The sequence below is a fragment of the Streptomyces longhuiensis genome, assembly GCF_020616555.1.
Taxonomy (GTDB): domain Bacteria; phylum Actinomycetota; class Actinomycetes; order Streptomycetales; family Streptomycetaceae; genus Streptomyces; species Streptomyces longhuiensis.
In genome coordinates, this window is record NZ_CP085173.1 from 4,955,021 (window position 1) to 4,973,602 (window position 18,582).

General features: G+C 69.2%; 20 protein-coding genes. 11 read left to right on the forward strand and 9 right to left on the reverse strand.

Annotated features, from left to right (window positions below; genetic code table 11):
* Together LGI35_RS22975 and LGI35_RS22980 are read left to right on the forward strand one after the other, a co-directional pair.
* The gene (locus LGI35_RS22975) at nt 1-1,182 is read left to right on the forward strand and encodes a metallophosphoesterase family protein (protein ID WP_264484726.1); all 1,182 of its coding nucleotides are present in this window, start codon (nt 1-3) and stop codon (nt 1,180-1,182) included.
* 183 nt (nt 1,183-1,365) lie between these two features.
* Nucleotides 1,366-2,238 (forward strand): hypothetical protein, encoded by an 873-nt coding sequence (locus LGI35_RS22980; RefSeq protein ID WP_227295979.1) that lies wholly within the window; start codon nt 1,366-1,368, stop codon nt 2,236-2,238.
* A gap of 94 nt (nt 2,239-2,332) precedes the next feature.
* Here LGI35_RS22980 and thiC read toward each other — a convergent pair whose 3' ends face one another.
* Nucleotides 2,333-4,117, reverse strand: coding sequence for a phosphomethylpyrimidine synthase ThiC (gene thiC / locus LGI35_RS22985; RefSeq protein ID WP_227295980.1), 1,785 nt, complete (start codon nt 4,115-4,117; stop codon nt 2,333-2,335).
* A 220-nt stretch (nt 4,118-4,337) separates the two neighbouring features.
* Between thiC and LGI35_RS22990 the strand changes: the two genes are divergently transcribed.
* Nucleotides 4,338-5,690 (forward strand): YibE/F family protein, encoded by a 1,353-nt coding sequence (locus LGI35_RS22990; protein WP_227295989.1) that lies wholly within the window; start codon nt 4,338-4,340, stop codon nt 5,688-5,690.
* A 79-nt stretch (nt 5,691-5,769) separates the two neighbouring features.
* Here the strand turns inward: LGI35_RS22990 and LGI35_RS22995 are convergent, their stop codons facing one another.
* The 4 genes from LGI35_RS22995 to LGI35_RS23010 form a co-directional block, all read right to left on the reverse strand.
* Nucleotides 5,770-6,231: an SsgA family sporulation/cell division regulator gene (locus tag LGI35_RS22995; RefSeq protein ID WP_116512115.1), complete on the reverse strand. Its 462-nt coding sequence runs from the start codon at nt 6,229-6,231 to the stop codon at nt 5,770-5,772.
* Nucleotides 6,232-6,331: 100 nt separating this feature from the next.
* On the reverse strand, nt 6,332-7,189 hold the full coding sequence (locus LGI35_RS23000) for an IclR family transcriptional regulator (RefSeq protein WP_376567574.1): 858 nt from the start codon (nt 7,187-7,189) through the stop codon (nt 6,332-6,334).
* Nucleotides 7,190-7,414: 225 nt separating this feature from the next.
* On the reverse strand, nt 7,415-7,627 hold the full coding sequence (locus LGI35_RS23005) for a DUF5326 family protein (protein WP_100597186.1): 213 nt from the start codon (nt 7,625-7,627) through the stop codon (nt 7,415-7,417).
* 144 nt (nt 7,628-7,771) lie between these two features.
* Entirely contained in the window at nt 7,772-8,089 is a 318-nt protein-coding gene (locus LGI35_RS23010; RefSeq protein WP_227295992.1) for a cupin domain-containing protein, read from the reverse strand.
* A gap of 80 nt (nt 8,090-8,169) precedes the next feature.
* Between LGI35_RS23010 and LGI35_RS23015 the strand changes: the two genes are divergently transcribed.
* The 5 genes from LGI35_RS23015 to LGI35_RS23035 all read left to right on the forward strand — a co-directional run bounded on the left by LGI35_RS23015 (nt 8,170) and on the right by LGI35_RS23035 (nt 12,010).
* Nucleotides 8,170-8,550 (forward strand): phage holin family protein, encoded by a 381-nt coding sequence (locus LGI35_RS23015; protein WP_227295994.1) that lies wholly within the window; start codon nt 8,170-8,172, stop codon nt 8,548-8,550.
* 9 nt (nt 8,551-8,559) lie between these two features.
* Nucleotides 8,560-9,051 (forward strand): low molecular weight protein-tyrosine-phosphatase, encoded by a 492-nt coding sequence (locus tag LGI35_RS23020; protein ID WP_227295997.1) that lies wholly within the window; start codon nt 8,560-8,562, stop codon nt 9,049-9,051.
* A complete protein-coding gene (locus LGI35_RS23025; protein ID WP_227295999.1) occupies nt 9,048-10,184 on the forward strand; it encodes a cystathionine gamma-lyase in 1,137 nt (378 codons plus the stop codon). Before LGI35_RS23020 ends, LGI35_RS23025 begins: the two co-directional genes overlap by 4 nt.
* 238 nt (nt 10,185-10,422) lie before the next feature.
* Complete coding sequence (locus tag LGI35_RS23030) at nt 10,423-11,328, forward strand: LysR family transcriptional regulator (protein WP_227296002.1); 906 nt, start codon at nt 10,423-10,425, stop codon at nt 11,326-11,328.
* A gap of 199 nt (nt 11,329-11,527) precedes the next feature.
* A complete protein-coding gene (locus tag LGI35_RS23035) occupies nt 11,528-12,010 on the forward strand; it encodes an NUDIX domain-containing protein (protein ID WP_116512109.1) in 483 nt (160 codons plus the stop codon).
* 32 nt (nt 12,011-12,042) lie between these two features.
* Here the strand turns inward: LGI35_RS23035 and LGI35_RS23040 are convergent, their stop codons facing one another.
* Together LGI35_RS23040 and LGI35_RS23045 are read right to left on the reverse strand one after the other, a co-directional pair.
* The gene (locus LGI35_RS23040; RefSeq protein WP_227296005.1) at nt 12,043-13,596 is read right to left on the reverse strand and encodes a globin domain-containing protein; all 1,554 of its coding nucleotides are present in this window, start codon (nt 13,594-13,596) and stop codon (nt 12,043-12,045) included.
* Between the two features lie 389 nt (nt 13,597-13,985).
* The gene (locus tag LGI35_RS23045; RefSeq protein ID WP_227296007.1) at nt 13,986-14,618 is read right to left on the reverse strand and encodes an HAD family hydrolase; all 633 of its coding nucleotides are present in this window, start codon (nt 14,616-14,618) and stop codon (nt 13,986-13,988) included.
* 77 nt (nt 14,619-14,695) lie between these two features.
* On the opposite strand from LGI35_RS23045, the gene LGI35_RS23050 reads away from it, so the two are divergent.
* Nucleotides 14,696-15,232, forward strand: coding sequence for a DUF2269 domain-containing protein (locus tag LGI35_RS23050; protein ID WP_227296009.1), 537 nt, complete (start codon nt 14,696-14,698; stop codon nt 15,230-15,232).
* Between the two features lie 5 nt (nt 15,233-15,237).
* On the forward strand, nt 15,238-16,104 hold the full coding sequence (locus LGI35_RS23055) for a GNAT family N-acetyltransferase (RefSeq protein WP_227296010.1): 867 nt from the start codon (nt 15,238-15,240) through the stop codon (nt 16,102-16,104).
* Between the two features lie 111 nt (nt 16,105-16,215).
* On the opposite strand, the gene LGI35_RS23060 is transcribed toward LGI35_RS23055, so the two are convergent.
* On the reverse strand, nt 16,216-16,638 hold the full coding sequence (locus LGI35_RS23060; RefSeq protein ID WP_227296012.1) for a GlcG/HbpS family heme-binding protein: 423 nt from the start codon (nt 16,636-16,638) through the stop codon (nt 16,216-16,218).
* Between the two features lie 93 nt (nt 16,639-16,731).
* Nucleotides 16,732-17,946 carry an MFS transporter gene (locus LGI35_RS23065; protein ID WP_227296013.1) on the reverse strand — a complete coding sequence of 405 codons (1,215 nt, stop codon included), beginning with the start codon at nt 17,944-17,946 and terminating at the stop codon, nt 16,732-16,734.
* Nucleotides 17,947-18,087: 141 nt separating this feature from the next.
* Here LGI35_RS23065 and LGI35_RS23070 point away from each other — a divergent pair, with 141 nt between their 5' ends.
* Complete coding sequence (locus LGI35_RS23070; protein WP_227296015.1) at nt 18,088-18,546, forward strand: MarR family winged helix-turn-helix transcriptional regulator; 459 nt, start codon at nt 18,088-18,090, stop codon at nt 18,544-18,546.
* Nucleotides 18,547-18,582 lie beyond the last annotated feature (36 nt).

Below are 18,582 nucleotides of genomic sequence, written 5' to 3' on the forward strand. Positions count from 1 at the left end.
GTGGTGGAGGGGTCGATGACTCAGGGGGCCGGTCAGGGACCCGAGGTGCGCACGGCGACGCTGCGCGACTTCCGCGTTCCCGCGTACGTCCATGACGTACCGGCGAACATCGACGAGCCCGGCCACGACCCCGCTCCGCCCGCCCCTGCGGTGCCCCCGCGGGCGGAACCGGATCCCGCGTACCAGGGGCCGTCGCTCTCGCAGCTCTCCTACCCGGAGCCGGCGCCTCAGGACCCCGCGTTCGACCAGCCCGAGGGGTACACGCCCACTCAGCGCGACCTGCCGGTCATCAACCGCGGTGACACGGTCCAGGTGCAGATCGACACCGAGCCGGCACCCCGTCCCACCGACGGACTCGGCCCGCTGTACGTCGTCGGCGACGTACACGGCTACCTCGACGAACTGATCGCGGCCCTGTACGAGCAGGGACTCATCGACGCCGAGGGCAACTGGTCGGCGGGCACCGCCCGGCTCTGGTTCCTCGGCGACTTCACCGACCGCGGACCCGACGGCATCGGTGTCATCGACCTCGTGATGCGGCTGTCCGCGGAGGCCGCGGCCGCCGGCGGCTACTGCAAGGCCCTCATGGGCAACCACGAACTGCTCCTGCTCGGCGCCAAGCGCTTCGGCGACACCCCGGTCAACTCGGGCGCCGGCACCGCCACTTTCCAGGCGGCCTGGCTGCTCAACGGCGGCCAGAAGTCGGACATGGACCGTCTGCAGGACGTCCATCTGCAGTGGATGTCCCGGCTCGACGCCATCGAGCTGGAGGACGACCACCTCCTGATGCACTCCGACACGACCGCGTACCTCGACTACGGCGACTCGATCGAGGCGGTCAACGACACGGTCCGCGAGACCCTCACGCGCAACGACGCGGACGAGTGCTGGGACCTGTTCCGCAAATTCACCAAGCGCTTCGCGTTCCGTGACGAATCCGGACCCGAAGCCGTGCGCGAGCTTCTCGACGCCTACGGCGGCACTCGCGTCGTCCACGGCCACAGCCCCATCCCGTACCTCCTCGGCGAGGTCGGTACCGAGGACGCGGCGGACGGATCCGAGGACAGCCGTCCGCAGATCGAGGGACCGCATGTGTACGCGGGCGGGCTCGCGATCGCGATGGACGGCGGAGTGACCATGGCCGGAAAGCTGCTGGTCCAGCAACTCCCCATGGATAGCTAGGCGTTCCCCGGGCAGGCGCACGGAACGGGGGCTCAGTCCGGCCACCGGGCCGAATTCGGGAAACCCCCTGTCACCGCGTGCCGTCGCCGCTCTACCATCGGCTTATCCGTAGCAGGCTCCCCTCCGTTTCTGCCCGACGGCTCGTAACCATGCGAGCCCCCAAGCCCTACGGAGCATCGGGGGATGCACATGAACAGCGCTCCGCACCTGCTGAACGAGGACCGCCCCGAGTTCGAGCGGATCCTCGATGAAGCGCTGCGTACCGCACCGGACCGCCCTGATCTCGCCGCAGTGGGCCAGCGGCTCAACCCCGAACAACTGCGCACCATGGCGCTCAACGCCACCGCGCTGATCACGGCCGCCGCAGCGACCGAGTACCAGAACTACGTGAAGGTCCGTTCCGACCTGCGCGCCTCGCCCCGGCCCGTACGTCCGCTGCGCGAGGGAGGAAGCGCGGCGGAGTCCGGCGGCGGAGCGATCGGCCTGGCCGCCACTGTGGGTGAGGTGGCGGAGACCACCGGCGCCGGCGTCATAGCCGTCGTCGCGGTGCTCGCCCCCGTGCTCGCCGGGACGGCTGCCGCGATCTTCCTGCTCGTCGGCTACATCCTGAAGATGCTCGATCCGGAACCGGCGTTCGCCCAGACCCTGTTGACGGCAGGCTGGGTGTTCGGCGCGCTCACGGCGGCGGGGATTCTTGTCGCCGGCGTGGGCCTGCTGCTCACCGCTCTGCGCAACGGCGCGACGTCCTTGCAGGCCGGCGCGCACAACGAGTCGAACGAGGAGGTGGACCGGGCCAGGGAAGCCTGGTGCCTGGTGCTCCTGGAGCGCGGCATCCTGCCGTTCCTCCGGGAGGCCCTCGCGGAACCACCGCCGGCGCCCGCCAACCGCGGGGGCGTCCCCGGAACCGCGGGCCGCATGCCGCATCTCGGGTACAACAGGCCCGGGTTCAGCAGCCCGGGCACCGACAGCGGCTCCCCTGCGGCCCCGCGCCCGACGTACTCGAGCCCGGACTTCACGAGCCCCGACTTCGGAGGCCCGGACCACAAGCCGGACTAGGGGCTGCCAGGACTCGGTCCCGGAACACCCTGTCCACCGGCCGCGAGAGGCGACCGGTGGACAGCGCGCGGCGCCCGCGTGAGCGCGGGTGAGGTCAGTCCGCGATCGGCAGATAGACCCGGTTGCCCGCGGCGGCGAACTCCTTGGACTTCTCCGCCATGCCCTCCTCGATCTCGCTCCTGGTCCCGCCGTGCTGGCGGCGGATGTCCTGCGAGATCTTCATCGAGCAGAACTTCGGCCCGCACATCGAGCAGAAGTGGGCCGTCTTCGCGGGTTCGGCCGGGAGCGTCTCGTCGTGGAACTCCCTTGCCGTGTCCGGGTCGAGGGCCAGGTTGAACTGGTCCTCCCAGCGGAACTCGAAGCGCGCGTCGGAGAGGGCGTCGTCCCACTCCTGGGCACCCGGGTGCCCCTTGGCGAGGTCCGCCGCGTGGGCCGCGATCTTGTAGGTGATGACGCCGGTCTTCACGTCGTCACGGTTGGGCAGGCCCAGGTGCTCCTTGGGCGTGACGTAGCAGAGCATCGCCGTGCCCCACCACGCGATCATCGCGGCTCCGATGCCGGAGGTGATGTGGTCGTACGCAGGGGCGATGTCGGTCGTCAGCGGGCCGAGTGTGTAGAAGGGCGCCTCCTCGCACACCTCCTGCTGAAGGTCGATGTTCTCCTTGATCTTGTGCATCGGGACGTGCCCGGGGCCCTCGATCATCGTCTGGACGTTGAAGCTCTTCGCGATCGAGTTGAGCTCCCCGAGTGTCTTCAGCTCGGCGAACTGCGCCTCGTCGTTGGCGTCCGCGATCGAACCCGGCCGCAGGCCGTCGCCCAGCGAGTACGTGACGTCGTACGCCGCGAGGATCTCGCAGAGCTCCTCGAAGTTCTCGTAGAGGAAGCTCTCCTTGTGGTGCGCCAGGCACCAGGCGGCCATGATCGAACCGCCGCGCGAGACGATGCCCGTCTTACGGTTGGCGGTGAGCGGGACGTACGGCAGCCGCACGCCCGCGTGGACCGTCATGTAGTCCACGCCCTGTTCGGCCTGCTCGATGACCGTGTCCTTGTAGATCTCCCAGGTCAGCTCCTCGGCGCGGCCGTCGACCTTCTCCAGCGCCTGGTAGAGCGGGACCGTGCCGATCGGGACGGGGGAGTTGCGCAGGACCCATTCGCGCGTGGTGTGGATGTTGCGGCCGGTGGAGAGGTCCATGACGGTGTCAGCGCCCCAGCGGGTCGCCCATGTCATCTTCTCCACCTCCTCCTCGATGGACGAAGTGACCGCGGAGTTACCGATGTTGGCGTTGACCTTCACCAGGAACCGCTTGCCGATGATCATCGGCTCGATCTCCGGGTGGTTGACGTTGGCCGGCAGGACCGCGCGGCCCGCGGCGATCTCCTCGCGGACAACCTCCGGCTCCACGTTCTCCCGGATGGCCACGTACTCCATCTCGGGCGTGACCTCCCCGCGCCTGGCGTACGCGAGTTGGGTCACCGCCTGGCCGTCGCGCCCGCGACGAGGCTGGCGGGGGCGGCCGGGGAAGACCGCGTCGAGGTTGCGCAGACCGCCGCGCGGCGAGGTGTGCTTGAGGCCGTCGTCCTCGGGGCGGACCGGGCGGCCCGCATACTCCTCGGTGTCGCCACGGCTGATGATCCAGTTCTCCCGCAGCGGCGCGAGACCCCTGCGGACGTCGGTGTCGACACTCGGATCGGTGTACGGCCCGGACGTGTCGTAGAGCGTGACCGCCGTGCCGTTGGTGAGGTGCACCTGGCGGACCGGCACCTGGAGGTCGGGGCGTGAGCCCGTGACGTACCCCTTGTGCCAGCCGATGGACTTCCCGGCCTCGCCCGTCTCTGCGGACAGGTTGGAGGCAGGCGTGCGTGCGTCCGATGTGGTCATGAGACCTACTCCCTACGCCGGCATTACCCGGTAACAGGTTCGGCGGTCGACGCAGCGGCTTCCGTCGGGCGATGTTTCATGTGAAACATCGCCGAAGCGGAGGTCAGCGCCCTCTCAGCCCGGTGCTCCGAGCTCCCGCGTGTGCAAAGGTGCCCCCACGCTAGCGTCATTTCTGGCGTGCTGAACAGAGGGCCCCTGCCGTTCTTGCGATGATCGGGCGGTGACCAGCACGCAGCAGTCTCCGCCCTCGCCGCCGCATCCGCCCCATGTCCAGGGGGGCGGAGGGCACGGGCACTCCCACAGCCACGGCCCTGCCGCGCCTGTTTCCAAGCATCTGCGCAAGGTCATCGCCGCGGTGCTCATCCCGTTCTCCGTGGCGGTCGTCGTCGGCCTCGTCGTGCTCTGGCCCGGCGGTGCCCCCTCCCATGCCCGTACGGGTGTCGGCTTCGACCGGCAGACCCAGCAGGGCACCGTCACACAGGTCGACAAGGTCAGCTGCCGGTCCGTGAACGCCTCCGGCGACACCCCCACCGGCGATACGTCGACCGCCGAGGGCAGATCTGCCGAGCAGCAGGCAAAGGGCACGTGCGAGAAGGCGACGGTCCGCGTGGACGGCGGCAAGGACACCGGCCGTACGTTCACGGAGATCGTGCAGCCGGACTCGCCGCGGCAGTTGCGCGAGAACCAGAAGGTGATCGTGGCCTATGCGCCCGATGCACCCAAGGAACTCCAATACTCCGTCACCGATGTGAACCGCAAGCTCCCGATGACGCTGCTCGCCGGGATCTTCGCGCTGGCCGTGGTCGTCGTGGGCCGGCTGCGGGGCGTCATGGCACTCGTCGCGCTGGCCGTCAGCTTCATGGTGCTGACCTTCTTCATCCTGCCCGCGATCCTTCAGGGCTCGAATCCGCTGGTGGTGGCGGTGGTCGGGGCGAGCGCCATCATGCTGATCGCCCTCTACATGTGTCACGGTCCGACGGCCCGAACGTCGGTCGCGGTACTCGGCACGCTGGTGTCGCTGCTTCTGATCGGTCTGCTCGGCTCGCTGTTCATCGGCTGGGCCGCGCTGACCGGCAACACCGACGACAACACGGGCCTGATCCACGGCCTCTACCCGTCCATCGACATGAGCGGTCTCCTGCTCGCCGGCGTCATCATCGGTTCGCTCGGCGTGCTCGACGATGTGACGGTCACACAGACGTCGGCGGTGTGGGAGCTGCATCAGGCCGACCCGACGATGGGCCGGCGCGGCCTGTACCGCGCGGGTATCCGCATCGGCCGCGACCACATCGCGTCCGTGGTCAACACGCTGGTCCTGGCGTACGCGGGCGCGGCGCTGCCACTGTTGCTGCTCTTCTCGATCGCACAGAGCAGTGTGGGCACCGTGGCCAACAGTGAGCTCGTGGCCGAGGAGATCGTCCGGACTCTGGTGGGCTCGATCGGGCTGGTCGCCTCGGTGCCGGTGACGACCGCGCTCGCGGCTCTGGTGGTCTCCGCCGACCGACCCGGATCCCCGTCCGCTGCTGCGGCCGGTCCGGCACGCGGAGGAAGGGGCCGGCGCCGGAAGCGCTGAACCCCTGCGAGGGCAGCCCGAGGGCGCCACTCTGCTGAAGCGTTACCTCAGTTGATCGTGCGCGGAGTCCTGGAGCCCGTCAGCCCGCGCTCTGCTCCTCGGCGAGGATCCGGTCGAGTGCCTCGTCGAGGTGCGTCTCGAAGTCGGCGAGCGCCCGCTCCTGGCCGAGCGGGACGAGCTTGTCGGTACGGTCGAGGAACGCGACGAGGGGGGCGACGCCCGCCTTGAACAGTGCCTGGTCTCCGCCCACTTGGAGCCTGATGTGCACCTCGCCCGGCATGTCGCCCGGGCTGCCCGCCAGTTCCACCGGCTCGATGCGCACATCGCCGTCGCCGCAGGGACCGGCCACGCCGTCCACAAGGAGCTCTCTGCCGAACGCCCACGTCACCGGGGCGTCCCCGGGGAGGTGGAAGGTCAGCCGCACGGCGTAGGGATCAGCGGCGGCGTACCGCAGCTCCACCGGGATGCGGAACGAGAGTTCCTCGGAGACGAGGAAGCTCATCATGACTTCTGCTTGTACTGCCTGTACCGACTCGCGCATCGCCTACCCCGTCAATTTGCCGTCGATCGGCCGGGAATAGCCTTCCCGACGCTCTTCGCATCTTGCTTAACGTACATGCGGGATCACAAGGAGTGAGTTTTCAGATGCTGATAGAGAAGGCGAGTGTCCCCACGAGTTTCCCGACTTCGTTCTGCAACTGCCGGGCTGCGGGCAGCAGACGACCGGCCTGATGGGACGGGAGGGAGACCGCCATCGTCGCCGCGGTGGACCCGACGGTGATGGGAAACGCGGCACAGACCGTGCCCAACGCGTACTCCTGACGCTCCACGACAGGCTGCATCCGCCGCTGCCCGTTCAGCCGTCGCAGCAGCGCGCGGTCGTCGCGCACGGTGTACGGGGTGATCGAATACGCGGGATAGCGGTCGAGGTGATCGCGTCGGCTCTCGTCGTCGAGCTGGGCGAGGAGGCACTGGCCGATCGCGTGGGCGTGCCCCGTCTCGCGGAAGTCGGCCCATTCGGCGACCGCGGGATTCCCGGGCGTGTCGGCGATGGCCACGACTTCGATCTCACCCTCACGATAAACCGAGAAGTACACCGGGACGCCGATGGCGTCGCGCCAGTGCTGCAGGGCGTCGGTGATCATGCCGCGACGATTCTGCTTCGCACCGCTGCTACTCAGCTTCTCGGCCGCCGCCCCCAGGATGAACAGGCCCTTCTCCTTGCGGAGATAGCCCTCGTGGGCGAGCGTGCGCAGCAGGTGGTACGCCGTGGGAAGTGCGAGGCCGGCCTCCCGGGCGAGCTGCTTGGCCGGGGCTCCCTCTCCGTGCGACGCGACGGCCTCGAGTAGGCGCATCGCGCGCTGGACGGAACCGATGAGGGTGGGCGGGGCGCCGGCCGGGCCTTCGGGGTGAGCCTCGGCCTGGGCGTCGTCGTAGGTGTGCGCGCGACAGCCGTGGGGTGGGGCCACCGCGGGTGGGGGCAGGGCGTCGGCGGACATGCTGTCGGGGGACGTGATGTCGGCGGACGTGATGTCGGCGGACAACGGGGCGGCGGAAAGCGGTTCAGCCGTGGCCAAGGTTCACTCCCGAAGCGCGTGGGGTCCCCCCCGCTTCTCGGGAATCACGGGGGTGCGGCCGTCGAGTTCCGGACTCTAGCCCTGGCCACCACTTCGAGAGGGCCGCGCGGGGAAACTTCCCCCACGCGAGCGAACCGTTGCCCGGTGCTACCAGTCGCTGCGCGAGGACGAGCCCGTGATGAACTTCCGTACGACGTAAATGAGTCCACCGACCAAGGCCACGAAGACCAGCACCTTGAAGAGCAGACCGATCACGAAGCCCACGACGCTGGCTATCAGCCCGCCGAAGACGACCAGGGCGATGACCGGCACCGCGACCCACTTAACCCACCACGGCATGCCCGCGAAGATCTCTCGCACTGCCATCGCCCTTACCTCTCTCCCGAGCCGTACCGCTTCGATACGGCTTCTGCATTCGATGCTGGCACGCCGAGGCGCTCCGTGGGGGACGCGGACCCCTTGTCGTCCCCTGAGCGACCCCCTAGGGAACCCCGAGATCCGCCGTCAGCTCTCAGGCGGAGAGAACACCACGAGAACCCGCAGGTCCTCGCTGATGTGATGGAACTTGTGGGTCAACCCGGCCGGCACGTACACGACGCTGCCGCGCGCCACCTGGGTCGTCTCCATACCGACGGTGATCGAGCCACGACCGCTGACGACGAGGTAGACCTCGTCCTGCTGGTGGGGCTGCTGCGGATCCTGGTCCCCGGCGTCGAGGGCGTAGAGCCCGACCGACATGTTCCGCTCATGCAGGAACTGCAGATACGCGCCGTCGTTCGCGGCACGTTCCGCTTCCAGTTCGTCCAGCCGGAATGCCTTCATCCCTCTTGTCCGCCCCTTGCCCGTGAGTGGCCTCGCCGGGCCACTCTCATGATCCGGTCTCGTCTGCCACGATCAGACACATGAAGAATTTCGTAGTCAAGACGATCGCCAACGCGGGGGCCCTTGCTGTCGCGGTGTGGCTGCTCGACAAGATCACGCTCACCGGTGACAGCACCGGCAAGAAAGTCGTCACGCTGATCATCGTGGCGCTGCTGTTCGGCCTGGTGAACCTGCTGGTCAAGCCCATAGTGAAGGTCCTCACCTTCCCGCTCTTCATCCTGACGCTCGGCCTGATCACGCTCGTGGTCAACGCCCTGATGCTGTTGCTGACCTCGTGGCTGGCCGACCAGTTCAACCAGGGCTTCCATGTCGAGGGGTTCTGGACCGCCGTCCTCGGTGGCCTGATCATCTCGGTTGTCTCCTGGGCGCTGAACGTCGTCCTTCCCGACGACAAGGACTGAGCCCGGCCCATGTCCTTCCGCGTGTGCTTCGTCTGCACCGGCAACATCTGCCGCTCGCCCATGGCCGAATCGGTCTTCCGCGCGCGCATCCACGAGGCCGGTCTCGACGGCCTCGTGGAGGTGGACAGCGCGGGCACCGACGGCTGGCACGAGGGGGACGGTGCCGACCACCGCACCGTCTCCGTGCTGTCGGCCGGCGGTTACGAAAGCGGCCATAGAGCCCGGCAGTTCAGCTCCTCGTGGTTCTCCCGGCTCGATCTGGTGATCGCCCTGGACGCCGGGCATCTGCGCACCCTGCGCCGCCTGGCACCGACCCCGCAGGACGCCGAGAAGGTCCGCCTGCTGCGCTCGTACGACCCCTCGGCAGGGACGAACCTGGACGTACCGGACCCGTACTACGGCGGTATCGACGGCTTTGAGGAGTGCCTGAGAATGGTGGAGGCGGCGAGCGACGGCCTGCTCGACGCGGTACGCGCAGCACTGGAAGGACGGGCGGCATGACGCAATCGGCGCAGATCGGGGACGGCACGAGGGCAGTGAGGGCGGGGCTGCCCGAGGCCCTGAAGAACGAACCGACGCTGCCAGGTCCTGTCTTCGCCGCACACTTCCACCTGCCGGGTGATGTCTCGGGCCCCTACACGTACGGCCGCGACGACAACCCGACATGGACCCACCTGGAGCGGGCCATCGGCGAGCTCGAGGCGCCCGGCCAGGAGGACGTCGACACCCTCGTCTTCGCCTCCGGCATGGCCGCCCTCTCGGCGGTGCTGTTCTCTCAGCTCAAGGCCGGCGACGTGGTCGTCCTGCCGAGCGACGGCTACCAGGTGTTCCCGCTCGTCCGCGAGCAGCTCACGGCGTTCGGCATCGAGGTCCGCACCGCCCCCACCGGCGGCGACGCCCAGCTCGACGTCCTGGACGGCGCGAAGCTCCTGTGGATCGAGACGCCGTCGAACCCCGGTCTCGACGTGTGCGACGTGCGGCGGCTCGCCGAGGCGGCACACGCGCGTGGCGCCCTGGTAGCGGTCGACAACACGCTCGCCACGCCGCTCGGCCAGCGCCCCCTGGAGCTCGGCGCCGACTTCTCCGTGGCCAGCGGCACCAAGCAGCTCACCGGTCACGGCGACATCCTGCTCGGCTACGTCACCTGCCGCGACGCCGAGCTCACCGCCGCGGTGCGGGGCTGGCGCAAGATCGTCGGCGCGATTCCCGGCCCCATGGAGGCCTGGCTCGCCCATCGCTCTCTCGCCACACTCCAGTTGAGGGCGGAGCGGCAGAACGCCAACGCGCTCGCGCTCGCTCGCGCCCTGCGCGACCGCGACGACGTCGAGGGTCTGCGCTACCCGGGTCTGCCCGACGACCCCTCGCACAAGATTGCCGCGCAGCAGATGCGGCGCTTCGGGTGCGTGGTCTCCTTCACGCTGCCCACGCGCGCGCGTGCCGAGCGGTTCATGGAGGCCCTGACCCTCGTGGACGACGCGACGAGCTTCGGCGGCGTGCGGTCCACCGCCGAGCGCCGTCGCCGATGGGGCGGGGACGACGTCTCGGAGGGCTTCATCCGCTTCTCCGCCGGCGCCGAGGACCCGGACGACCTGGTGGCCGATGTGCTGCGCGCGCTCGACGAGGCGGCCGTCTAGGGCCTCTCGCGGGCCGCTTCGCGCCCGCCGTGGCCTTGGCGCAGTAGCCGACCACGCACAACGGACGGCCCGAGCCTCCCCCCTCGTGGCTCGGACCGTCCCCGGTTCCTGCGCGCCAAGAACCGCGCGCATAAGGCTAGTTGACTCTGTGTCAGTGTCCAATCACCCTAGCGACAGAGACCTATCGACATATTTATAGTTGGGGCCGACCCGGGGGCCGAGAGGGGAGGACACCGCCATGGATCTCGCTCTGCTGCGCACCTTTGTGACCGTGCACCGGGCGGGCTCCTTCACGCGGGCCGCCGCGCTCTTAGGACTTTCGCAGCCTGCGGTGACATCCCAGATCCGCACCCTGGAGCGCCAGCTGGGCCGCCCCCTGTTCCTGCGCCAGGCACGTGGCGTGACCCCCACCTCCATCGGTGACGAACTCGCCCACAAGGCCGCTCCGCACCTCGACGCCCTCGTGGAGATCACCGAGACCGGCATCGACGAGGAGTCGCCGGTACGCACGCTGCACCTCGCGGGGCCTCCGGAGTTCACCGCCGAGCGCGCCCTGCCCGCCCTCACCGCGCTCACCCGTGACGACGGCCAGAGCTTCGCCCTGCGCGCCTCCTTCGGCAACGCCGAGGAAGTCCTGGAGGGTCTTGGCGCCGGACATCATGATCTGGCCATCACGACAGCCCGACCGCGCGGCGCCCTGCTCACCGCCACTCCGCTCTGCGACGAGGAGCACGTCCTCCTTGCCTCACCCCGGTGGGCCGCCCGCATAGGGCCCGGCACCCTGCGCCGTAACGGCGCAGCAGCGCTGGAGGACCTGCCGCTGGTCGAGGCGCACGAGTCGCTGCCGTTCGTCGCCCGCTACTGGGCCGCCGTCTTCGACTCACGCCCTGCCACCTCGGGCACCGTCATCGTGCCGGATCTACGCGCGGTACTCGCCTGCACCATCGCCGGTGCCGGACTCTCGGTGCTCCCGCGCTACCTCTGCGCGCCGGCTCTCGAGCGCGGCGAAGTCGTGGCGCTGCTCGATCCCCCCGTGCCTCCGCTGCGGACGTACTTCCTCGTCGTGCGTACGGGCACACTGGCCATGCCGCACATCGCACGGTCGCACGAGTGGCTGCTGCGCGCTGCCGTCGATTGGTGCTGATCCGATTGGTGCCGATCAGCCCGCGGTGATCAGTTCGTGGTGACCAGTTCGTGGTGACCAGTCGGTGGCGATCAGTCGGTGGCGATAAATCGTGGTGATCAATGCCTGGTGATCAACTAGCGCTGGTCAATTGGCGCTGTCCTGAGGCCAGGTCGGTACGGAATGTTTCACGTGGAACCGGCGGGGCCACATTTCTCCCATGACCGTCCGACCCGTGGTCAAGCGCACCGCACGCGCCGTGCTGCTCGACGGCAACGACCTGATCCTGATCAAGCGGACCAAGCCCGGCATGGATCCGTACTGGCTGACCCCCGGCGGCGGGGTCGAACCCGAGGACGAGACCGTCGTCGACGCCCTGCACCGCGAGGTGCACGAGGAACTCGGCGCCAAGATCCTCGACGTGGTGCCCTGCTTCGTGGACACCGTCGAGCACATCGGCGAGGACGGCGGCGCCACCGGCGTGAAGGTCCAGCACTTCTTCGTCTGCCGCCTCGAGTCCATGGACCTCAGCCAGCGGCACGGCCCCGAGATCGAGGAGCCGTGCGGCGAGTACGAGATCGTGCGGGTGCCGTTCACCCGCGTCGGCATCGCATCGGTCCATCTCGTCCCGCTGTCCCTGCGTCACTATCTCGACGGCAACATCGAGGGCGTACGAGCGATGCACGCGCCTGACCTGGGCTGACGAGGCGAGGGCGGCCTTGTTCGGGTCCAGCCTCAGTTGCCGGTCGCGACGAGTTCCTCCACAGAGTCATGACGGATCCGGTCCACCGGGATCCCGATGTCCCGCAGGGCGTCCACCCCGTTGCGGATCATGCCGGGCGGACCCGACAGATAGGCGTCGTACTCGTTCCAGGGGCCGTACTCACGCACCGCGTCGGGCAGTTGCAGATGGGCCTGCTGATCGACGATCGGGCGGACGGCCAGCCAGGGGTGGGTCTGCTGGAGCCGCAGCATCGTGTCGATGTCGTACAGGTCGTGATCGGTGCGAGCCCCGTAGAACACCTCGACCGGGCGCCGCTGGCCGTGCTCCGCGACATCCTCGACGAGAGCCTTGATGGGCGCGATGCCGGTGCCTCCGCCGAGACAGAGCAGCCCGCTGTCGGAACTGTGGTCCACCGTCATCGAACCGGAGGGCGGGCCGAGGCGGATCACATCGCCCGGGCGGGCACGGTGCACGAGCGCGTTGGAGACCCATCCCGCCGGGACGGCCTTCACGTGGAACGAGAGCAGCCCGTCGGAACGGGGCGCCGAGGCGAAGGAGTAGTGCCGCCAGATCCGCGGCCACCACGGCGTCTCCAGGCTCGTGTACTGCCCGGCGAGGAACGGGTACGGCTGGTCGGGCCGGACCGTGACCACGGCGATGTCCGAGGTCCTCAGATCGTGCGAGACCACCTCGCCGTACCACCACGCGGGCGCGCGCAGCTCGTCCGCCGCCGCCGCGTCGATCATGACCTGGGAGATCGTCGTGTACGTGCGCACCCAGGCCGCCTCCGTCTCCTGGTCCCACGTCGTCGTCGCGTACCGGGTCAGCGCGCCGATCAGGCACTCGCCGACCGCGGGGTAGTGCTCGGGCTGCGTGCCGTACTTGCGGTGTCCGCGCCCCAGGTTCCTCAGGTACGGGACGAGGACGCTCTTGTTGTCGGCGTGCTCGGCCGCCGTCAGTAGCGCCTTGAGGAGCCGGTCGCGCTGGGTGTCCATCGAGGCGGGGAACAGGGGCCGCAGTTCGGGGTGGCGCACGAAGAGCAGCGCGTAGAAGTACGAGGTGACCTTGTCGGCGTCGGGGCCGACTTCCTCCAGCGTGCGGCGGATGAGCCGCGCGTCGGGCGAGGCCTCGGGTGCGGGAGCGGGGCGGGGGGTGGTCTCTGCTCTGGGCGCAGTTGGCGCCTGCCCCTGCGCCGGGGGCGCCTGCGCCGGGGGCACGGAGTGCGGCGGGTGCACGGGGCCCGGCCCCTGGCCGTGCTGGGCGGCGTGGGGGCGCGCGGTCGCGGGCGGGCCGGGCTGCTGCGGGGGCGTGCCGGCGGCTGACGCGTACTGAGGGGCGGGTGCGGCCTCCGCGGCCGGGGCGGCGCTCTGCGCGGGCACCGACTCCGCGTGGTCGTCCGATATTCGCTCGGGCCGGCCCACGGGCCGTATCGGCGTGACCTTGCGCCCCTCTGACGGCGTCTCCTGGTCCGTGCTCGCGCCGGCGGGCGGCGCCTTGCGCGGCGTGAACCAACCGCCCCCGCCGCCGGAACCGGAGTCGGCCGACGTAGTGGTCGGAGCGTCCATGCTGTGCCTCGCCTCGAACATCTTTCGGTCGGTCTGCGTACTTCCGCGATCGGAAGTCGCTCTTTCCCCGTTCTGCCGCGGCAGAATGCGGCGGCTCAAGTGAACCCGCATTCAGGCCCGCTACGGACAAGTAAGGGAGGAATGTGACATTGTCCGCAGTTCCTCCCCGCAGCGTGCCATCCGGCGTGACCACGCAAGCCGCATAGCGGAAATACCAGGTCTTCGATCTCTCCGTCCCGTTAGGCTGTCTTGGCCTGCGTGCATGGCCCGGGACGCGCTGAGCGCGCCTGCCGTGAACCGGAGTCGACCCTACCGGCACCCGCCAAACACACAAGTCCCCCTTGCCCACCAAGGAATTCGACAGGCGATATGCCCCTGCAGTCCCTCAATTAGCGGGCGTGCCGCACCAATTCGTACGCCTCTCGCAGATCGCGACCGGCATACGAGTGAGTCGCCAGAGCCGCGACGTGCTGATCCGCATTGATCGCAACCGATACCGGCACGGCGCCGAACAGCTCCACATCGGAGAGCGAGTCGCCGTAGGCAAGGCAATCAGCCAGGGACACCCCGAACTTTTCACAGAGCCGGTCCGCGACCTTCACCTTCGCCGCGGCGCTGAGAACGCCCGCGGGGTCGACGGGCTCGGTGAAGGGCACCGCGGGAAAGCGGGAACCGTACGCCGCATGGGCGCCCCACTCCGTCAGCCGCTCCACGAAGAACGACGGCGAGAGCGATACCACCGCGCAGTACTCACCGCGCGCCCGTATCTCCGCCCAGGTCTCCCGGATACCCGTCAGCCAGGGCGCACCCTGGAACGCGGCCGTCACGTGCTCGGGTGTGAGGCCCGCCCACAGGGCGTGCACCCGCCGCGCGTACTCCGGCGGGCCGATACGCTGAGCGCCGATCTCACGGTCCAGGGCGATGGTCTCGGCCTCGAGCCCCAGTTGACGGGAGATTTCCACGGGCGCCGACGTGCCGTGCAGCAGCGTTCCGTCCAGATCGAAGAGATGCAGTCTCGCCATGTACGCCGAGGCTAGTACCCGGGGTTACTCCCTCTGTCGGACGCCCTCGAGGGGCCACTCCCGGCACCGTGTTTCACGTGAAACTACGCCGTCCCGCCCGCCGGGCCATCCTCGTCGTCCATGTGACGTCCTCCGCTTGTTGGCTGGGGCTCACGCTCGGTCTGCTCGCGCTCGCCGTCACGGCGATCACCACGGGTTCCGACCCGATGGTCGAGGCTGCCTGCCACGCGATGAAGGTCTTCACGGACTGGTTGGTGATGCCGCTAGCTCTGCTCACCCTCATGAGCGGCCTCCTGCTGTCACTGGGCACCCCGTGGGGCCTCGCCCGGCACCGCTGGGTCTACGCCAAGTTTTGGCTGACCCTCGCCACCACCGCCGCTTCGATCTTCGCACTGCGTCCCGGCGTCAACACCGCGGTCGCGACGGTGGCAACAGGTGCCACGCTGCCCCACCCGAGCGACCTGGTGGCCGGTCCCATCGTCTCCCTCACCGCCTATCTCTTCATGACGGTGATCTCGGTACTCAAGCCATGGGGGATGACGCGACGTGGCCGAAAGCAGCGGCTTGCTGCCCGCAAAGCGGTGGACGCGGACCGGCTGCGTCAGACAGCCTGACCTGCGTGTCGACACCTCCCCTCTCCGCTCTGCCCATCCGCCGGCTGACCCCGCGCGACCTCACGGCGTGCGCCGATCTCTCCGAGGATCGAGGCTGGCCCCGCGAGGAACACAAGTGGGGCCTGCTACTCGCGGCCGGCACCGGCTACGGCATCGACGACCCCGACGGGGGCCTGGTGAGCGCCTGCGTGGTGACCGACTACGGGCCGCCGCACCGACCCACGCTGAGCGCCATCGGCATGGTTCTCGTCGCCGAACGCCACGCCCGCCGCGGGATCGGCCGTCGCCTGATGCAGTACGTGGTCGAGCAGGCGGACACCACACCACTCACCCTGCACGCGACCCCCTACGGCCGCCCGCTCTACGAAGAACTGGGCTTCAAGGTCACCGGGCGCGCGGAGATGGTGCGGGGGCGCTTCACCGCCGGCGGACCGACACCGTCCGTGGCCACGCGCGCCGCGACCGCGGAGGATCTCTCGGCCATCCTTCGCCTGGACGCGGAGGTCTTCGGCCCCGACCGCACCCATGTCCTGACCCGCCTCCCGGCCTTCGGCGACCAGTTGCGCGTGGCCGAGGACGGGGGCGAACTCATCGGCTTCGCAGCCGCCTGGCCCAACATGGACACCCACGTCATCGGCCCGCTGATCGCCCGCGACACCGAGACGGCGAAGGCCCTCGTCACCTCCCTCGCCGCCGGCACAGATCGCCCCCTGCGTACCGACATCGACGTACGCCACGAGGAACTGCTGGCGTGGATCAAGGCACGAGGGGTGGAGTCCCAGGGCTTCAACGCCGTGATGACCTATGGCGCCCCCGACCTCCCCGGCGACTGGACGCGCCGTTTCGCGCCTCTGACGGTCGCCGCGGGCTGACCTCGACCAGGCGGCGCGTGCAACGAAGTCCGCCCCGGACGCCGTGGGATCACGGTGTCTGGGGCGGACTCTTGTATGGGCAAGGCTGTCGCGCTTACGCCTCGTGGAGCGTCAGACGAGTTCTGCCACGGCTGCCGTGGCGAACCCGTGGTCCTGCTCCGGTGCGCCGCCACCGACACCGATGGCGCCGATGAGGCGGCCGTCGCGGTGGACAGGTATGCCGCCCGCGATGAAGAGCAGCGGACGGTCCAGGGCGGTGGGCAGGCTGTGGAAGGGGCCGTCGGGCTTGACCAGGTCGACGAGGTCCGCGGTCGGGGCGTTCAGCTGGAGGGCGGTGTACGCCTTGCGGGTGCTGGTCTCACCGGAGATCAGCACGGCCCGGTCGTCGCGCCGGAAGGCGAGCAGGTGTCCGCCGGCGTCGAGGACAGTGACGCTGACGGTCACTCCGGCGGACTCGGCCGCACGGCCGGCGGCGGTCACGAGGATCTCCGCGTCCTGGATGGTCAGCGGCGCGACAGCGGTGGTGGTGCTCATGAGGGATTTCTCCTTGCGGGGGTGTGCGGTGGACCGGGTGCGGGGACGACGCCGGCCCTGCGGTTGGGAATGAGGTGAAGTGCTGCGGGACGCTCAGCTGTGAGCGGGTTCCGCTGTGCGGACTCCTTCGGACGCCGCGCTGGCGACGAACGGGGGCGAGACCTTGGACCGGCGCTCCAGTCCCGCGGACACGACCGCCAGGACGAGCGCGGCGGCTGCGAGGACGGCTCCGACCCAGTTGGGGGCCGTGTAGCCGAGGCCGGCCGCGATGACGATGCCGCCGAGCCAGGCCGAGAGAGCGTTGCCGAGGTTGAAGGCACCGATGTTGACGGCGGAGGCCAGCGTGGGGGCGCCGTGGGCGTGGTCGAGGACCCGCTTCTGCAGCGGCGGCACCGTGGCGAAACCGAGGGCGCCGATCAGCGCGATGGAGATCGCCGCCATGACCTTGTTGTGGGCGGTCAGCGTGAACAGGGCCAGCACGACGGCCAGCCCGCTCAGGGCGACGTACAGCATGGGCATCAGCTTGCGGTCGGCGAACTTGCCGCCGATCAGGTTGCCCGCGACCATGCCGAGCCCGAACAGGACGAGGAGCCAGGTCACCGACGTGTCGGCGTAACCGGCGACGTTCGTCATCATCGGTGCGATGTAGGTGATGGCGGCGAAGACTCCGCCGAAGCCGAGCACCGTCATGGCCATCGCCAGCAGGACCTGGACGTTCTTGAAGGCCGCGAGCTCGTGCCGCAGGTGGACGCCTTCGGCCTTGGGCATGTCGGGGACGAGCTTGGCGATGCCGAGCAGTCCGACGACTCCGAGCGCCGCGACGACCACGAAGGTGACCCGCCAGCCGATGCTCTGGCCGATGAGCGTGCCCAGGGGTACGCCGACGACGTTGGCGACGGTCAGGCCGGTGAACATCATGGCGATGGCTCCGGCCTTCTTCTCAGGGGCGACCAGCTCGGCCGCGACGACCGCGCCGATTCCGAAGAAGGCGCCGTGGGCGAGTGAGGCGACCACGCGGCCGATCACCATGACGAGGAAGACAGGCGCCACCGCGGAGAGCACGTTGCCCACGATGAACAGACCCATCAGGAGCAGCAGCATCCGCTTGCGCGAGATGCGGGTGCCCAGAATCGTCATGAGGGGGGCGCCGAACATGACGCCGAGGGCGTAGCCGGTGACCAGAAATCCGGCCGTGGGGATAGAGACGCCGAAGTCGCCCGCGACCTCGGGGAGCAGCCCCATGATCACGAATTCCGTGGTTCCGATCCCGAAGGCCCCGATCGCGAGAGCCAGAAGCGCGAGAGGCATAGGGTTCACCTTCCCAGACTGTTGCAGATGCGCTTTGCGTGCGTTCACAATACTTGCAGACGCGCACTACTTGCAAGCGCTGACAATTTCACACGTGGACTACCCTGGGTTCAGCCGCTACGGGACGGAGGAACTAGAGCCATGACCGCCACAGACCCCGCACTCACCGCCCTGGCCCAGGGCTGGTGCGCTCTCTCCCTGCTCCACGGGAGGATCGAGACCCACATTGAGCGCGCTCTGCAGGCCAAGCACGATCTGAGCGTGCGGGAGTACTCGCTGCTCGATGTCCTCAGCCGCCAGCACGACGGTGAAGGCGGTCACCTGCAGATGAAGCAGGTCGCGGACGCCGTCGTCCTCAGCCAGAGCGCCACCACGCGCCTGGTGACGCGTCTTGAGGACCGCGGTCTACTCGCCCGCTACCTCTGCCCCACCGACCGGCGCGGCATCTACACGGACGTGAGCGAGGCGGGCCTGGCTCTGCTCGCCGACGCGCGGCCCACCAATGACACCGCCCTGCGCGAGGCACTCGACGCGGCGGCGAAGAACCCCGAACTCGCCCCGCTGGTCCGCGCGGTGGAAGCCGTACGCGTCCCGGCCTGAGGCATCACCTCGGCGACGCCGACGGCGCACAAGGCA

Excerpts from the sequence above, each read along its gene's own strand:
- LGI35_RS23020 (WP_227295997.1), top strand. The coding sequence starts at position 8,560 with ATGTCCTTCCGCGTGTGCTTCGTCTGCACCGGCAACATCTGCCGCTCG.
- LGI35_RS23065 (WP_227296013.1), bottom strand. The coding sequence starts at position 17,946 with ATGCCTCTCGCGCTTCTGGCTCTCGCGATCGGGGCCTTCGGGATCGGA.
- LGI35_RS23060 (WP_227296012.1), bottom strand. The coding sequence starts at position 16,638 with ATGAGCACCACCACCGCTGTCGCGCCGCTGACCATCCAGGACGCGGAG.
- thiC (WP_227295980.1), bottom strand. The coding sequence starts at position 4,117 with ATGACCACATCGGACGCACGCACGCCTGCCTCCAACCTGTCCGCAGAG.
- LGI35_RS23045 (WP_227296007.1), bottom strand. The coding sequence starts at position 14,618 with ATGGCGAGACTGCATCTCTTCGATCTGGACGGAACGCTGCTGCACGGC.
- LGI35_RS23035 (WP_116512109.1), top strand. The coding sequence starts at position 11,528 with ATGACCGTCCGACCCGTGGTCAAGCGCACCGCACGCGCCGTGCTGCTC.
- LGI35_RS23030 (WP_227296002.1), top strand. The coding sequence starts at position 10,423 with ATGGATCTCGCTCTGCTGCGCACCTTTGTGACCGTGCACCGGGCGGGC.
- LGI35_RS23000 (WP_376567574.1), bottom strand. The coding sequence starts at position 7,189 with ATGTCCGCCGACGCCCTGCCCCCACCCGCGGTGGCCCCACCCCACGGC.
- LGI35_RS23010 (WP_227295992.1), bottom strand. The coding sequence starts at position 8,089 with ATGAAGGCATTCCGGCTGGACGAACTGGAAGCGGAACGTGCCGCGAAC.
- LGI35_RS23040 (WP_227296005.1), bottom strand. The coding sequence starts at position 13,596 with ATGGACGCTCCGACCACTACGTCGGCCGACTCCGGTTCCGGCGGCGGG.
- LGI35_RS22995 (WP_116512115.1), bottom strand. The coding sequence starts at position 6,231 with ATGCGCGAGTCGGTACAGGCAGTACAAGCAGAAGTCATGATGAGCTTC.
- LGI35_RS23025 (WP_227295999.1), top strand. The coding sequence starts at position 9,048 with ATGACGCAATCGGCGCAGATCGGGGACGGCACGAGGGCAGTGAGGGCG.
- LGI35_RS22980 (WP_227295979.1), top strand. The coding sequence starts at position 1,366 with ATGCACATGAACAGCGCTCCGCACCTGCTGAACGAGGACCGCCCCGAG.
- LGI35_RS23070 (WP_227296015.1), top strand. The coding sequence starts at position 18,088 with ATGACCGCCACAGACCCCGCACTCACCGCCCTGGCCCAGGGCTGGTGC.
- LGI35_RS23015 (WP_227295994.1), top strand. The coding sequence starts at position 8,170 with ATGAAGAATTTCGTAGTCAAGACGATCGCCAACGCGGGGGCCCTTGCT.